Genomic DNA, 14,596 nt, shown 5'->3' on the forward strand with positions numbered 1-14,596 from the left:
ATTCTCCTCTTGTTCGGTATATCGGATGTCGATCGAACAATCGGTCGTACGGCTCCGCGCGTGAAGCGCGGACGCACGGCCGGACGGTCGGGGCTGCAGGGGACGGCGCCGGGGCGGGCCGGCGGACCGGTCCGCCCCGGCGCGCCACCCCCTAGGACGACGGCATGACCGACTCGAACCGCCAGTGCCCGGAGCCCACCTGGTACACCGCTTCGGTGTCGCCGGACCGCAGCAGGCGTGCACCCTGCGGGGCCTGTGCCCGGCCCCCGGCCGCCGGGACGTGGATCTCGGCCGTGCTGCCGGCCGGGACGTCGACGCTCAGCCGGAACCGGTCACCGGTCCGCTCCCACTCCGTACGCGCCAGGCCGTACGGAGTGCGGTAGGAGCCGGAGGCCGACGTCAGACCGCCCACCACCGCCGGTTCGATCAGCAGCTCGCGATAGCCCACCGAGTCGGCGGTCTGGTCGATGCCCGCCACGCGGGTGGTGAACCAGGAGTCGATCGCGCCGAGCATGAAGTGGTTCTGCGACTGCCCCGGACCACCGTCCCAGGACTCGCCCAGCGTGGTGTTGCCGACAAGCACCTGGTAGCCGTAGCTCGGGCTGGTCGTCTGTGCGGCGACCTTCTCGACGACGTCGTCGCGTCCGGCGGCGGACAGGACGCGGAAGGCGGACGGCAGGGAGATCTCACCCAGCACCAGGTGATGGCCCGCGCCCTCGACGGAGGAGACGAAGTGACCGAGCAGACGGTCCCGTTCGCCCGCCGGGTAGGCACCCATGTCGATCGCGAGCGCCTCGGCGCCCTGGCCGCCGCCGCCGAACGTGCCGGTCTCCGTGGAGTAGTACCTGTCCGACAGGGCACGGGCACTGGCGTCGGCCTTCGCCCGGTAGCCGTCGGCCGCCGTCCCGTCGCCGAGCACCGTGGCGATCCGCGCCAGGGTGTCCACCACGCGCCAGTAGCCGTAGGTGCCCGCCACGGCACGCGGGAAGGTGCGGTCCGGGGTGAACCAGTCGCCCAGGCCGTAGTCCAGGATGCCGCCGGAGACCTGCTTCTCCAGGAAGGCCGCGTACTGCCGCATCCGCGGGTAGTAGGTGCGCAGGGTGTCGAGGTCGCCGTACGTGGTGTACAGCTGCCAGGGGACCAGGACGAAGGCGCCGCCCCAGTTGGAGTCGTTGCGGTAGGCGCCCGGCAGGCTGGTGTACTCCGGCACGGTGCTCGGGACCAGCCCGTCGGCGGTCTGCGCGTCGGCCATGTCCCGGACGACCTTGCGGAGCTGGGACTCCATGTCGAAGTTGGCGGCGAGCGCGGGGAACACCAGCTGGTCCTGTTCCAGCCACCCCAGCTTCTCCCGGCTGGGGCAGTCGGTCAGGACGCTCATCATGTTGCCCTCGATGGCGCGGCGGATCAGCGAGTGGATGCCGTTGATCAGCGGATCGGAGGTGGTGAGGTCACCGGCGGAGGCGTTGTCGGTGCGCAGCACCCTGCCCTGCACCGTGACCGTCGCACCCTCGGGCACGCCCTTGAGCTCCAGGTACCGGAACCCGTGGTAGCTGAAGTCGGGGTGCCAGGTGGCGGTGCGGGTGGATCCGGTGGTGTAGCTGTCCCACAGCGGGGCGCCGACGTTGCTGATGGACTGGAACGCGTGACCGTCCTTCAGGCTCTCGGCCGGGTAGATGCGGATCTCGGTCCCGGCGCGGGCGCCGCTCACCGTGATCTCCGGCCAGCCGGCGATGTTGCGCCCCAGGTCGAAGACGCGGCTGCCGGCGGCGCCGTCGACCTCCTTGCCGGCGAGCGTCTCCACGTTCCGGATCGGTTCCGTCTCGCGTGCGCTGAGCACGGCCGGCTCCTGCTCCGTGCCGGGACCGGAGACCGCGACGGCCCGGTCCCAGGAGGAGCGGTCGCCGTTCGGCTCGTCCCAGTGCGGGATCGCACGGCGGGCGTCGAAGTCCTCGCCGCCGTACCAGTTCGAGGAGGTCGTCGGGCCGAGCGTGGCACGCCAGTCGTCGCCGCTGGTGAGCGTGCGGACGCTGCCGTCGGCGAGGGTCACCTCCAGCCGGGCGATGAGCTTGGGGTCGCTGATGTTGCCGTAGAGCTTGCGGTACCGGTCGGCGGTGCTGACGACGTTGGCCATGCCGTTGCCGAGGGCGACGCCGAGGGTGTTGGCGCCGGTGCGCAGCCGGTCGGTGACGTCGTACGTGGCGTACTGCACACGCCGGGTGTAGGTGGTGTTGGCGGGTTCCAGGACGGCGTCGCCCACCGGCTCGCCGTTGAGCGTGGCGTCGTAGACGCCGAGCCCGGCGATGTAGAGACGGGCGCTGCGCACGGCGCGCGGGAGGGTGAAGTCCTTGGCGAGCAGGGGCAGTCCGGCCGGCAGATACGGCTTCGGGGGCTGCTGGCCGGTCACCCCGGCCAGGGTGGTGAACGGCCCGTCGGCCGCGTCGCCCGCGGCGAGCGCGTAGTCAGTGGGGAAGCCGGGGACCCGGCCGTCGTCGGTGAGGACGTCCGCCCGGGGGTAGAGGGCCACCTCGTCGAAGGTCTTGGTGGTCTTCAGGTCGAGGGTGAGGATCACCGGGTGGTCGGAGACGTCCGCGGAGTCGTGGGCGGCGCTGGAGTAGCCGGCCGCGGTCTGCAGGGCGCTGTTGGGCAGGCCGTCGACGGCCAGGGCGGGCTCCCAGGTCTTGCGCACCGTGTTGCTCTCCGACGCGGTGACCGCGGCGCCCTTGGCCAGGCCGGATGCCGAGGTGACAGAGTCGCGGACGTCGATCTCGCCCAGTTGCAGCCGCCAGGCGCGACCGGGGAAGTTCTCCGCGAGGGGCAGGCCGAGGCGGGTGACGTCCAGGCGGACGTAACGGGCCGTGGTGCGCGGCACCTTGACGACCACCGGCTCGACACTGCGCCGGCTCAGCTGCCAGTCCGGATGGGTGATCCAGTCCGCGCCCCAGTCCGAGGGCTTGGTCAGGCCGGTCTCGAACACGGCAGGGGCGCTCCAGCCCGAGGAGCGCTCGCCGTCCTGCGACCAGAGCATCACGCGCCAGTACACGCGGGTGCGGGAGGCGAGCGCACGGCCGTCGTACGTGGTCTCCGGCGCGGCCGACGCGACCTTGCCGGAGTCCCACAGGTCGGGCCGTCCGGCGAGCAGCCGCTGGAGCGAGGTGGCCGCCTGCACGCGGTAGGCGCCCTGCAGGACGTTCGCGGCGCCCGCGGTGGCCTGCCAGCTGAGGTCGGGTGTGGTGTCGTCGATGCCGAGCGCCTGGCTCAGATGCTGGGTCCGCAGGCCGGCCGGGGTGATGGTGGTCTCCGGTGCGCCGGAGGCCGTGACGGCTCCCGTCAGCACGGTGACGAACGCGGTGGCGGCGGCGGGCAGGACGAGGGCGCGGCGGGTGCGGCCGCGTCTGCTGGGTCTGGGCATGGTGATCCTTCGGGAGTTACGGGGACCGGTCGGGGCGCGGCGGTTCAGACGCGCGTGAGGTCGGTGGTGACACGGCGGCGGAAGCGCAGCGTCACCGGGCCGAGCAGCCCCGAGGGCAGTGGCTTGTTGCGCTCGTTGGACAAGGTGTTGGCGACGCGGACCTCCAGCCGGTTGTCGCCGGCCACCAGCAGGTCGGTGACGTCGGTGACGAACGGCGCCCACAGCAGCGGGTGGAGCGCGGTGCCGTTGACGGTCACCGCCGCCACGTCGCGCACGTCACCGAGGTCGAGCAGGACGCGCCGTCCGTCGAGCAGGGACCTCTCGACAGGGACGGTGGTCGTGTAGGTGCCGCTGCCGGAGAACAGCCGGTCGTGGTCGGTCCAGCTGCCCAGGGGACCCGTGACGGGGGTGGCGCCGTCGCGTTCCAGGGTGAGGGTCCAGTCGCCCGTGACGGCGACCGGGGTGAGCGGGTCGTCCACGCGGACCGTGCCCTCGTGGGCGCGTCCGCCGGAGGTGCCGGTGAGCCGGTGCTCGCCCGGTGCCGAGGCCTCGACGGTCACCCGCAGGGAGCGGCCCGCCTCGGCCACGGCCACGACGGGCAGCGGCGAGGAGGTCAGGTGGGGCGCGGCCATCCCGCCGCGCCGGACCACGACGATGCGGGTCTCGTACGGGTCGAGCGAGACTGGCAGGTGGATGCCCCGCCGGGAGGTGCGGTACAGCGGAGCGGGGCCGGTGTCGCCGGTTAGCGGGTTCCACAGCTCGGGGACGCCGTCCACGGGCAGGGTCGCGGTGGTCTCCACGGCGGTGCCGCTCTCGTTGTTGAACAGGAACGCCGTGTCCGTGCCCCGGGTGACCCGCAGCACCCGTACGGCGTCGCGGGCCGGTTCCAGGACGGCCGCGGCGACCCCCGCCTCGTGCGCGGCGGTCCCCAGACCGGAGACGTCCGCCACCCGCACGGCACGTCCCGCGCCGTACCGGCGACTGCCGGGCACCGCGTCGCCGAACAGGTCGGACAGCGCGCGGGCCAGGGAGCGATCGTTGCCATCGGCGTCGTCGGCGGGCAGATCACCGACCGCGACGACGGTGCCGCCCGCGCGGACGAAGTCGCCGAGTGTACGGACGCAGGCCGCGTCCAGCGTGTACGTGGCCGGCACCACCACCAGGTCGTAGCGGGCCGCGCCCACAGCGAGGCCCCCGTCGCGCACCCGCGCCCGGCACAGCAGCTGCTCGTCTCCGGCGAGCGCGCCCTCGTGGAGGAGGTCGAAGTCGACCTGGGCACGCTCCAGCGCGTACGCGGCGTCCGCGAGCGCGCCGTCCACCTCGCCCTGCCGGTCGGTCCCGGTCCACTGCTCGGCGGCGCGCTGCGGCTGGAGCAGCGCGGTCCGCGCGGCGGAGGTGCCACGGCCGGCCTCCATCACCCGGCCGATCCACTCCGCCAGCGGCCGCATCGCCCACCACCAGGGGGCCCGGGGGCCGAACGGCGGCGGGAAGTACACCCGCGTCTCGTCGGTCCACAAGGCGTGCAGCACCGTCAGGTTGACCCCGCGGGCGGCCTGCGCGCCGACCGTCGCGTGCACGAACGAGGGCGTGACCTGCCAGCCCATGTTCCCGAACATCTCCATCAGCGTCCGGTCGCGGCCCATCTGGTGGGCGACGGACACCGGGTTCCGGGGCAGCATGGTCTGCTCGCCGGCCACGTACTCGGCGGTGATGATGTCGCCGCCGGGCACCTGCGCCCACTGGTTGACCTTGTGCAGGTCCCCGGTCGACGGGATCCGCTTGGCAGGCGCTGTCTCGTCGTACAGGGGGTTGGTGATCAGGGCGACCCCGCGCTGCTCGCACCAGCAGGCCTGCCGCTCGAAGTACCGGGCGAACCGGTTGGACACGGCCTGCCAGTAGTGGCCGCGGGCGATCCGGCCCGGCCGCCCGAGGTCGTCGAAGGCACTCGCGTACGCCACTCCGGGCGTGACCCCCACGTCACGCAGCGCACGGTCCAGCGTGGGGGACCACGGCAGCCGCTTGAAGTGGGCCTCGGCGGAGGCGAAGAACGGCTCGTCGTCCCAGAACCCGGGTATGACGGTGCCGAAGTACCGGCCGAAGCGGCGATGGTACTCGCCGGGCACGATGTCGAGGAACAGCTCGACGGGTTCGTCGTCGAGCAGATCCACGTAGCTGCGGCTGTAGCCCTGGCTGTCGTCGACGAGCGGGACCCCGCCGAACAGGTCGACCTGCCAGCGCCCCGCGGGGACCTGCCAGGCGGCGTCCCCCGTGAGCCGGCCCGTCAGGTCGACGACGTCGGCGGCGTCGGCGGACCCCGCGGGCCGGGCCGCGGCGGCAGCCGCCTCGGCGGCGAGCGCGCCACGCTCGGGGAAGTCCCCGGCGGCGTCCGGGGTGTCGAAGGACGACGTGTACAGGGTGCTGCCGTCGGCCGCCGTGACGGACAGGCTGTCCCACAGACCCCGCTCGTCCCCGACCGCCCGCACACCGACGCTCCCCGAGGCGTACCCGTCGTCCGTCACGGTGCCCTTGTCCCGCCCGTCCAGCGTGACGGAGAGGCTGCTGCCGCGCACCGTGACGGCGAGTGTGTGGAACTTCGTCTTGTTGAAACCGTCGGTGCGGGTGCTGCGCAGCAGCTCCACCGGCCCGGAGTCCCGGGCCAGACGGAGCACGGTGACCACACCGGTCTGGTCGAAACCGACCGCGTACCCCTCCAGACCGTCGGCGGCGGCGCGGACGACGAGTCCGGCGGCGGTGTGGTCGGCCTTCGCGCTGCCGCTGACGGTCACGTCGGTCCAGTCCGCGCCGGCGCGCAGCACGGCCGCGCCGCCCAGCACTCCGGCGTCCGCGACGAGCCGGCCCGCCTCCACGCCCACTCCGGTGCTGCGCCGCAGGTCGATGGTGGCCGGCCCCTCGACCACGGTGGTCGACCGCCACAGGGCCTTCAGCCGCAGCTCGGGCCGGGGCCGGTAGGTGCGGGAGCCGACCGTGCCACCCTTGACGATGTACTCGCCGGCCCGGCCGCTCGGGAAGTGGTCGTCGTTGAACAGCCACACCCGCATGCCCGTGCGCTCGGCGGTGCGCAGGACATGGCCCACGATGTCGAACCACTCCTCGGTGAAGAAGGCCGGCTGCATCTCGGCGTTGTCGAAGGAGAACAGGACGACCTCGTACATGCCCTTGGCGCGCAGATCGGCCATCTGGCGGTCCACCAGGTCGGGGGTGACGGGACCGTTCCAGTACCAGTAGACGGTGGGCCGGCTGTCCTTGGCCGGGTCGGCGAATCCGGACGCGGAGTATCCGCCCCGGGCGCGCGGGGCCGCTGACGCGGAGGCGGGAGCGTCCGCCGCCCAGGCGGCCGCGGGCAGACCCGTCGCGAGCGCGCCCCCGGCGAGGCCGGCCGCGACGACGAAGGTGCGTCTGGGCAGCGGGTGGTCGGACTGTGGTGCGGGCATGGAGGCGCCTTTCTGTGACTGTGGCAGGGCGCAGCGGGCGCATGACGGACGGCCCGCCGGGCCGTCGGGAGCGGGGCAGTCGGGGAGTTCGGGAGCGAAGGTGGAGCCGGGGGCGGGCGGTGGGCGTGGCTCAGCCGGAGGCGCGTTGCGCCACCTCCGTGGCGCTCAGCGCGCGGTTGTGCAGCCGGAAGTCGCGCACGGCTCCGTGCAGGTAGGGATGGGTCGTGTTCTGCGACCGGCCCAGGTAGTTCCGGGTGGTCGCGCCGAGCAGCAGCGGGCCGCTGACCATGGCGGCGTTGCGGCCGGCCTCCGCACCGTCCACGTACAGCACGCCGGTGCCGCCGCCCAGGGTGAGCGCCACATGGATCCACCGGCCCACGGGCAGCGGCGCGGCGGCGTCCACGACGTCCTCCGCCTCCATGCCGGCGATCCTCAGCGCGGCACGGGCGTGCCCGGCCCCGGTGGTCGCGGCGAGGAAGAGGTAGGTCTCCTTGTGGTAGCCGAGGTCGAAGACCCGGGCGGACGCGGCGAGGCCGTCGATCCGCACCCGGACACTGACGGTCAGCTCGTCCAGGCCGCTCAGCAGCCCGGACGGCAGCACGAGGTGGCCGCCGCCGCCGTCGAACGACACCGCGGTGTCCTCGCCGTCGCGGGTCCAGACCGCGCCGCCGGCGAGCGTGGCGTCGGCGAAGTCGCCGGTGGCGTCGGCGGTCGTCGTGCCGCTGCCCTCCTGCAAGGGGTAGCGGGCGACGTCCCGTTCGCGGCTGGGCGGCGGGGTGAGCGCCCAGTACACGTTGTAACGTTGGTGGTGGACCTCGTGGAACGGACGCAGGGCGACCTCGCGGCCGTCGGCGACGGCGGTGAACTCGGTGGGCCTGCCGTCGGCCGCCCGCAGGGTGTGGGGCTGGATCGTGGGGATCGTGGCCGGAGCGGTGTCACCGTACTGGCCGGCCAGGACCAGGGGTCCCAGGGACACCGACGCCACCTGCGGATTGTCGGGCGCCGGACGCCATACGGGCCTGCGGGGCAGGACCAGTTCGGCGGTGTCGCCGGTGCGCCACAGCCGCGCCACGGTGGCGTAGGTGCCGGGCTTCAGGGGCGTGGCGGTCCGGCGGCCGTCGATCTCGAGACCGGCGGGACGGCCGGTCTCGGCCACCCAGGACGGGATCCGGATCTTCAGCGCGAAGCGCCCGCTGCCCTCGATGACGGTCAGGCGCGTCCGGTCGTCGGTCGGATACCCCGTTTCCTGACGGACCGTCACTCCTACGCTCTCCCAGTGGACTTCCGAGGGAATGAACAGGTTCACGTACAGGGCCGGCGGTGACTGCGGCGCGCTGGAGCGGAAGTAGATGCTGTCGGCGAACTTCGTGTGCGTCTCCAGCCCCGTGCCGTGGTCGCAGGAGAAGTTGTCGTAGTCGCCGCTGTAGCTGCCGGGTGCCGCGCCGAGGCCGCCCTTGGGCTGCCGCTCGGATCCCGCCCACAGTCCGGTGTAGTACGTGACGAATCCGTGCGCGGAGTCGGGGTCCTGCTCGCCGAGCATCTGGTTGTAGAGGGTCCACTCGTAGTGGTCCATGTACTCGGCGCGCTGCGGTCGGTGCAGGAAGAGCTGCCGCCCCAGCTTGAGCATGTTGTAGCTGTTGCAGTTCTCGCAGGTCACCTCGGAGAGCCGGCTGACGATCTCGTCGGGCGGGCCGAAGAGCTCCTTGTCGGAGTTGCCGCCGATGGCGTACGAGTGGTGCCGGACGACCGTCGTCCAGAAGGTGTCGGCGATGACCAGGTACTTCGGGTCCCCGGTGGCCTCGTAGCCCGGTACGGCGCCGACCACCTTGGCGATCTCGGTGTTGGCGTGCCGGCCGGCGAGTTCGTCGCGGCCGGCGGCCAGCGGCGCGTACAGGTCCTCGTGGTCGAAGCGCTGGGCGGTGCGCAGATGGGCGCTGTCGCCGGTGACCTGATAGAGCCGGGTGAGTACGTCGTTCATGCCGCCGAACTCGACCTTCAGCACGGTCTGCATCCGCTCGTGGGAGAGCGGCGCGGTCCGCGTGTCCACCCAGGCCGCCATCTCCAGCAGGACATCCAGCGCCTCACGGTTGCCGCTCAGGCGGTACTGGTCCAGCAGCCCGGCCATGATCTTGTGCAGGGTGTAGTACGGCGCCCAGGGCTTGCCGCCCGCCTCCAGCTGGTCGAAGACCGACTCCGGGAAGGCGGACAGGTAGCCGCGGTGGAATCCTGCCGAGAGTGCGGCCTGCTGACACTCCGCCAGCGCGGAGACCAAGGCGCGGCCCTTGTCGGCGTAGGCGCCGTCACCGGTGTTGGCGTGCGCCTGGGCCAGGGCGCTGAGCAGATGGCCGGTGGTGTGCCCGCGCAACTGCACGTTCGGTGCCTCCCAACCGCCGCACGGCTCCGCCGTGGAGGGCAGGCCGACGTTGGTGCGGAAGGTGTGCAGAAGCCGGTCGATGTCGACGAAGAGCAGGTAGGCGCAGGTGCGGCGCATGTTCGCCAGGAAGGGGCTGTCGAGCAGACGCACCTCGGACAGCGGGAAGGGCGTGAGGACCGGCTCCGACCCCGGTCTCTCCTCCGGGGCCGCCGGGGCGGTGGCCGCGGCGGAGACCTCGGCGGGGGCCGCGTGGGCGGTCGCATCCGTGGGGGAGGGCAGGGCGGTGACGGCCGCGGCGGCCGACGCCGCGAACACGATCTGACGGCGGGACGGAGTCGCGGGGACGCGCTGTGCGGGCAAGGTGCTGGGCTCCCTTCGGCGGGCAGCAATGCCTGAATCGCCTGAAGCTTTTGAATCGTTAAAGTCGCTGCGGGGAGACGGTAGGTGCGGGCACTTGGGGCGTCAAGGCTTCTCACAAGAACTGATCGGTAGCCGCTGTGTTCGGCCTGTCGTGCGTCAACGGGGCAGCGCACGCAGGGCGGTTACCTCGCGACGCCCGGACGCTCTGACGTGCGAGGCGGCGCTGGAACGCAGAGCCGGCCCGAGGTTTTGAAACGTTCAATTCCCTGACGTCGATCCCGCGACGGGCAGTGCTCCGGGCGACCGGGCGGCCCGATGAACGTCCATGCCCGTCTCCGGCAGAATCCACTTCGCACGCCGCGGGACCGATACCCGGTAGGGGGCGGGCGGTGGAGTCGCCCGGCAGGGGGCGGCGAGCGACAGAATGGCCGCATGACCGCAACGGATGCCAAGGCGGACCTCCGCTTCTACCTGCAGTCCGCCCGCGATGCCCTGCTCTGGAAACTCGAGGGGCTCCCGGAGTACGACATCCGCCGCCCTGTGACGCCGACCGGAACCAACCTCCTGGGCCTGGTGAAACACGCGGCCGGCGTGGAACTGGGTTACCTCGGCGACACGTTCGGACGGCCGTCCGGGGAGCCGATGCCGTGGCTCGAGGAGGGTGCCGAGCCCAACGCCGACATGTGGGCCACCGCCGACGAGTCGCGCACGGACGTGGTGGAGTTCTACCGTCGGGCGTGGGCGCACGCGGACGCGACGATCGAAGCACTGGCGCTGGACACGATCGGCACCGTGCCGTGGTGGCCGAGTGGAAGGGACCAGGTGACGCTGCATCATGCCGTGGTGCGCGTCATCGCCGACACGCACCGGCACGCGGGGCACGCGGACATCGTCCGCGAACTGACGGACGGCGCCGTGGGGATGAACGAGAACAGCCACGGCATGGCGCGGGGCGATGCGGCGTGGTGGGAGAGCCACCGGAGCCGACTGGAGCGTGTGGCCCGGGAAGCCGGCCGGGGCGCGTAACGGCCGGCCGAACGGCCCGGCACTCCCGCCGGCACCCGGTCCGCCACCTGGCTGCGCAGCCAGGACGGACAGGCTGCGCAGCCAGGTGGGTACAGGGAAGCTCTACCAGCCGACTGCCACCAGCAGCCACTGGGGGGCGCTGTGGGAGATGAAGGAGGACTGGCCCGCCACATCGTCGTACGGGAAGCCGTAGGCCAGGCGGTTGATGGCGTTGTCGTGCCAGAACTTGGCGTAGTAGTTCGCCGGGGCCGCCTTGTAGTACTGGCCGGGGTCACTCTGCTGGGAGGCCGGCAGCGTGGCCACGTGGCGGTTGAGGGCGGCGCACATGGTGGGGTTGCCCGCCAGGGAGGCGGCACAGCCGAAGATGTCGGAGGTGGCCGCGTCGACACCGACGGACTGGGCGTAGGCGGTGAAGTAGTTCGCGTTGGCGCCGCCGGAGCGGAAGCTCGGGTCGCTGCCGGGAGCGATGATGCGGTAGGGCGCCTGCGTCTGGGCCAGGACCTTGAACGGGGCCGGCACCGCGTCCGTGAAACGCTGGAAGGTGGTGGCGCGGTCCTCGGCGAAGGTCTGCCGGTTCTCCCCGACCTCCACGTCGTAGCCGTCCTTGGTGTGCAGGCGCATGGCGAGCTTGAGGCCGAAGGCGTCGACACGTGTGGTGTTGCCGTTGAAGACGTTGTCGCCGACGGTGAACTCGATGAAGTCGTAGTAGGGGCTGTCGGGCGAGCCGAGGTGGAAGTACATCCGCCCCGCGGAGTTCGCCGGCATGTCGAGGTAGGGCTGCTCCGCGATGGAGTGGACCTGCCCGTTGAAGCTCCAGTACACCTGGCTGTCCGGGTACTTGCCGTTCGTGCGGTTGAGGATCTTCACCTCGACGACGTTGTGTGCGGGCGGGATGTCACCGGTGCTGCCCCAGAAGTCGTCCGTCGGCGGGGTGCTGCCGCCGGGCCCGTACACCTCGAACTCCCACAGTGAGTAGCCGTAGGGAGTGGCCCGTGCGGTGCCGTAGACGCGGACGTACCGGCCGCTTCCGCTGACGTTCAGGGTCTGGGTGCCGCCGGTGGCGGACGTGGTGGAGTACACCGTCGTCCAGTTCCGCGCGTCGGTGGAGGTCTGGATCTGGTAGGCCGTGGCGTATGCGGCTTCCCACGTCAAGGTGACGTGGGTGAGCTGCTGGACGGAGCCGAGGTCCACCTGGAGCCACTGGGGATCGGCGAAGGCGGAGGACCAGCGCGTGCCCGGATCGCCGTCGACCGCCGCGGCGGCCGGGAAGGCCGCGCTCTCCGTCGAGGACGCGGTCACGGGACGGCCGCGGGAGAGCAGGAGATCCGCGGCCCGGGCGGACGACTGTGTCAGCGCGAGGAAGCAGGCGGCGAACAGGGCAAGAACCAGGCAGAGGGCCGTTCGGGAACGCGCGGTGCCGGCCGGCGGTCTCGGTGTCGGCGCGCAGGACGATGTCGGCATGAGGTCTCCAGAGCCGAGGGCCTGTGGGGGAGGAGGGGCGGCAGTGCCTGAGAGCGCTCTCACCGGTTTGTACTCTCACTGCTGTCCACCGTCAACAACTGAACGCGAGAGCATCGAGACCCGCCCGCTCATGCCTGGGCGGCGTTGCTGGGTGTGACCCGCGGGGAGCCGTCGCCTGACCGGCCTTCAACTTCTGCGAAGCCTCAACCCGACGGCACGGCCGACTCGTTCATCTCTTGAGGTGCGTGTTCGGACCTGGACCTCCCCGTCGGCTCCTTGGCCAGACGCTCGTCCCTCGGACGGTTCGCCCTCGGCGCCGCCGTCGCTGCCCTCGCCGTCACGCGCGGCACACCGTGCGAGCGCCGCGTCTGCGCACGCACCGCATCCGCGACGAGTGACCGCGTGGCCGACCGGCGTGCGCGGACGTGCCGACTATGCGCGTCCGCCCGCGGTCACGGCCCTGAGCTCGTCCAGCGACTCCCGCATCAAAGACGCCATCTCGCGTTCCTCGGCCGGCGCGATCCAGCGCTCGAAGCCGACCTTGAAGACGGCGACACCCGCCTCGGCGGTCAGGCTCGCGGCCGGTTCCGTGACACCGCGCCCGCGCAGGGCGCCGCCGAGCGCCGCCGCCAGCGAGGCGAGCTTGATCAGCTCGCGCTCCTGGAGTTCCGCGTTGCCGGCGATGACGGTCTGCCGCCGACGGGACTGCTCGCGCCGCCCGACGAACATCGCGGAGACCGCCTCGAGCCCCGCCGCGATCGCGTCGATCGGCGCGGCGGACTCGGGCGCCTCGGCGACCGCGCCCACGAACAGCTCCTGCAGCGCCCCCGAGCCGCCGAACAGCACCTCACGCTTGTCCGTGTAGTGCCGGAAGAAGGTCCGCTCGGTGAGGCCGGCCCGCCTGGCGATCTCCGCCACCGTGGTCTGCTCGTAGCCGCGCTCGCTGTAGAGCTCCAACGCCGCCTCCGCCAGGCGTCCGCGTGCGTTCGGCTCCCATCTGCTCATGGGCAGATCCTACGCGATGGCAGTCACTGACATCGGGTGCTACTGTCGATGACAGTCACTGACATCAACAGTCTGGGGATACTCCCATGCGCATCTTCGTGACCGGGGCGTCCGGCTGGATCGGCTCCGCCCTCGTTCCCGAGCTCATCGACGCGGGCCACCAGGTCACCGGGCTCGCCCGCTCCGAGGCCTCCGCCGCCGCCCTCACCGCCGCCGGGGCGGAAGTGGTCCGCGGCACCATCGACGACCTCGACGTCCTGGGGGACGCCGCCGCCGCGTCGGACGGTGTGGTCCACCTCGCCTTCAAGCACGACATCGCCTTCGGCGGCGACTTCGCGGGCGCCGCCGACGCGGACCGCCGCGCCGTCGACACCCTCGGCGACGCGCTGGCCGGCACCGACCGCCCCTTCGTCCTCGCCTCCGGGCTCGCCGGCCTCAAGCCGGGGCAGGTGGCGACCGAGCGGGACACGGCCACGGCCGACGGCTCACCGGTCTCCATCCGCGCGACCACCGCCGCGGCGGTGATCGCACTCGCCTCGCGGGGCGTGCGCTCCTCCGTGGTACGGCTCTCTCCGACCTGCCACGGCGAGGGGGACAACGGGTTCATGTCGATGCTGGTCGCCGTCGCCCGGGCCAAGGGGGTCTCCGGCTACGTCGGCGACGGCGCGAACCGCTGGCCGGCCGTCCACCGCCTCGACGCCGCACGGCTGTTCCGCCTGGCGGTCGAGAAGGCCCCGGCGGGCTCGGTGCTGCACGGCGCCGCCGAGGAGGGCGTCGCGCTCCGCGACGTCGCCGAGGTGATCGGCCGTCAGCTCGGGGTGCCGGTGACCTCGGTGGCGCCCGAAGCCGCGGGCGAGCACTTCGCCTGGCTGGGCGGCTTCCTCGGAGTCGACTGCCCGGCGTCGAGCACTCTCACCCGCGAGCTGCTGGACTGGCGGCCGACCCATCCCGGCCTCCTCGACGACCTGGACAAGGGCCACTACTTCCACACCACTGCCACCACCTCCTGACCGGCTGCCGGGCGTGAATCCGGCGCGGTAGCCTGGCGATCATGGTGGACTGGGGCCTTCGGCAGGCATCGGTGTCGGACGTCGAGGCGGTGGCCGAGTTGCGTGCCGTGGTGCTGCGGGCGGACCTTGAACGCCTCGGCCGGTACGACGCGCGGCGCGTACGTCAGCGGCTGCGGGACGGATTCGACCCCGCCCACACCTGGGCGATCGAGGTGGGCGGCTCGTTCGCCGGCTGCGTGGCGCTGCGGCCGGCCCGGGACGCCCACTGGCTGGAGCACTTCTACCTGGCAGCGCGCCTTCAGGGCAGCGGTATCGGCACGGGTGTGCTGCGCGAGCTGCTCCAGCGGTGTGACAGCGGCGGCATCCTCGTCCGGTTGAACGTGCTCCAGGGCAGTCCCGCGAGACGGCTGTACGAGCGGCACGGGTTCACCGTCGAGACCGAGGATCCGGTGGACGTGTTCATGGTGCGTGAACCGGCCTGACCGGGGGACGAGGGAGG

At 72.2% G+C, this 14,596-nt stretch carries 8 protein-coding genes; 3 read left to right on the forward strand and 5 right to left on the reverse strand.

The genetic code is table 11. From position 1 onward, the window contains the following. Nucleotides 1-151: 151 nt before the first annotated feature. The 3 genes from IE318_RS11100 to IE318_RS11110 form a co-directional block, all read right to left on the reverse strand. Entirely contained in the window at nt 152-3,409 is a 3,258-nt protein-coding gene (locus IE318_RS11100; protein ID WP_189899168.1) for a family 78 glycoside hydrolase catalytic domain, read from the reverse strand. A 44-nt stretch (nt 3,410-3,453) separates the two neighbouring features. Continuing rightward, a complete protein-coding gene (locus IE318_RS11105; RefSeq protein WP_189899170.1) occupies nt 3,454-6,861 on the reverse strand; it encodes a glycosyl hydrolase in 3,408 nt (1,135 codons plus the stop codon). Between the two features lie 130 nt (nt 6,862-6,991). Next, nucleotides 6,992-9,595 (reverse strand): glycoside hydrolase family 127 protein, encoded by a 2,604-nt coding sequence (locus IE318_RS11110; protein WP_189899172.1) that lies wholly within the window; start codon nt 9,593-9,595, stop codon nt 6,992-6,994. A 432-nt stretch (nt 9,596-10,027) separates the two neighbouring features. Between IE318_RS11110 and IE318_RS11115 the strand changes: the two genes are divergently transcribed. Continuing rightward, nucleotides 10,028-10,621 carry a DinB family protein gene (locus tag IE318_RS11115; RefSeq protein WP_189899174.1) on the forward strand — a complete coding sequence of 198 codons (594 nt, stop codon included), beginning with the start codon at nt 10,028-10,030 and terminating at the stop codon, nt 10,619-10,621. 102 nt (nt 10,622-10,723) lie between these two features. On the opposite strand, the gene IE318_RS11120 is transcribed toward IE318_RS11115, so the two are convergent. Together IE318_RS11120 and IE318_RS11125 are read right to left on the reverse strand one after the other, a co-directional pair. Then, complete coding sequence (locus IE318_RS11120; protein ID WP_189899177.1) at nt 10,724-12,082, reverse strand: beta-1,3-glucanase family protein; 1,359 nt, start codon at nt 12,080-12,082, stop codon at nt 10,724-10,726. Nucleotides 12,083-12,514: 432 nt separating this feature from the next. After that, nucleotides 12,515-13,087, reverse strand: coding sequence for a TetR/AcrR family transcriptional regulator (locus tag IE318_RS11125; RefSeq protein ID WP_189899179.1), 573 nt, complete (start codon nt 13,085-13,087; stop codon nt 12,515-12,517). A gap of 86 nt (nt 13,088-13,173) precedes the next feature. Here IE318_RS11125 and IE318_RS11130 point away from each other — a divergent pair, with 86 nt between their 5' ends. Together IE318_RS11130 and IE318_RS11135 are read left to right on the forward strand one after the other, a co-directional pair. Beyond that, a complete protein-coding gene (locus IE318_RS11130; protein ID WP_189899182.1) occupies nt 13,174-14,097 on the forward strand; it encodes an SDR family oxidoreductase in 924 nt (307 codons plus the stop codon). Nucleotides 14,098-14,138: 41 nt separating this feature from the next. Next, nucleotides 14,139-14,579, forward strand: coding sequence for a GNAT family N-acetyltransferase (locus tag IE318_RS11135; protein WP_189899184.1), 441 nt, complete (start codon nt 14,139-14,141; stop codon nt 14,577-14,579). The last annotated feature ends 17 nt before the right edge of the window (nt 14,580-14,596 follow it).

Origin of the sequence: Streptomyces spiralis (genome assembly GCF_014654675.1) — a bacterium.
GTDB lineage: Bacteria > Actinomycetota > Actinomycetes > Streptomycetales > Streptomycetaceae > Streptomyces > Streptomyces spiralis.

Bases quoted from the DNA above. Each gene is read 5' to 3' on its own strand.
- IE318_RS11100 (WP_189899168.1), bottom strand. From the start codon at position 3,409: ATGCCCAGACCCAGCAGACGCGGCCGCACCCGCCGCGCCCTCGTCCTG.
- IE318_RS11105 (WP_189899170.1), bottom strand. From the start codon at position 6,861: ATGCCCGCACCACAGTCCGACCACCCGCTGCCCAGACGCACCTTCGTC.
- IE318_RS11115 (WP_189899174.1), top strand. From the start codon at position 10,028: ATGACCGCAACGGATGCCAAGGCGGACCTCCGCTTCTACCTGCAGTCC.
- IE318_RS11120 (WP_189899177.1), bottom strand. From the start codon at position 12,082: ATGCCGACATCGTCCTGCGCGCCGACACCGAGACCGCCGGCCGGCACC.
- IE318_RS11125 (WP_189899179.1), bottom strand. From the start codon at position 13,087: ATGAGCAGATGGGAGCCGAACGCACGCGGACGCCTGGCGGAGGCGGCG.
- IE318_RS11130 (WP_189899182.1), top strand. From the start codon at position 13,174: ATGCGCATCTTCGTGACCGGGGCGTCCGGCTGGATCGGCTCCGCCCTC.
- IE318_RS11135 (WP_189899184.1), top strand. From the start codon at position 14,139: ATGGTGGACTGGGGCCTTCGGCAGGCATCGGTGTCGGACGTCGAGGCG.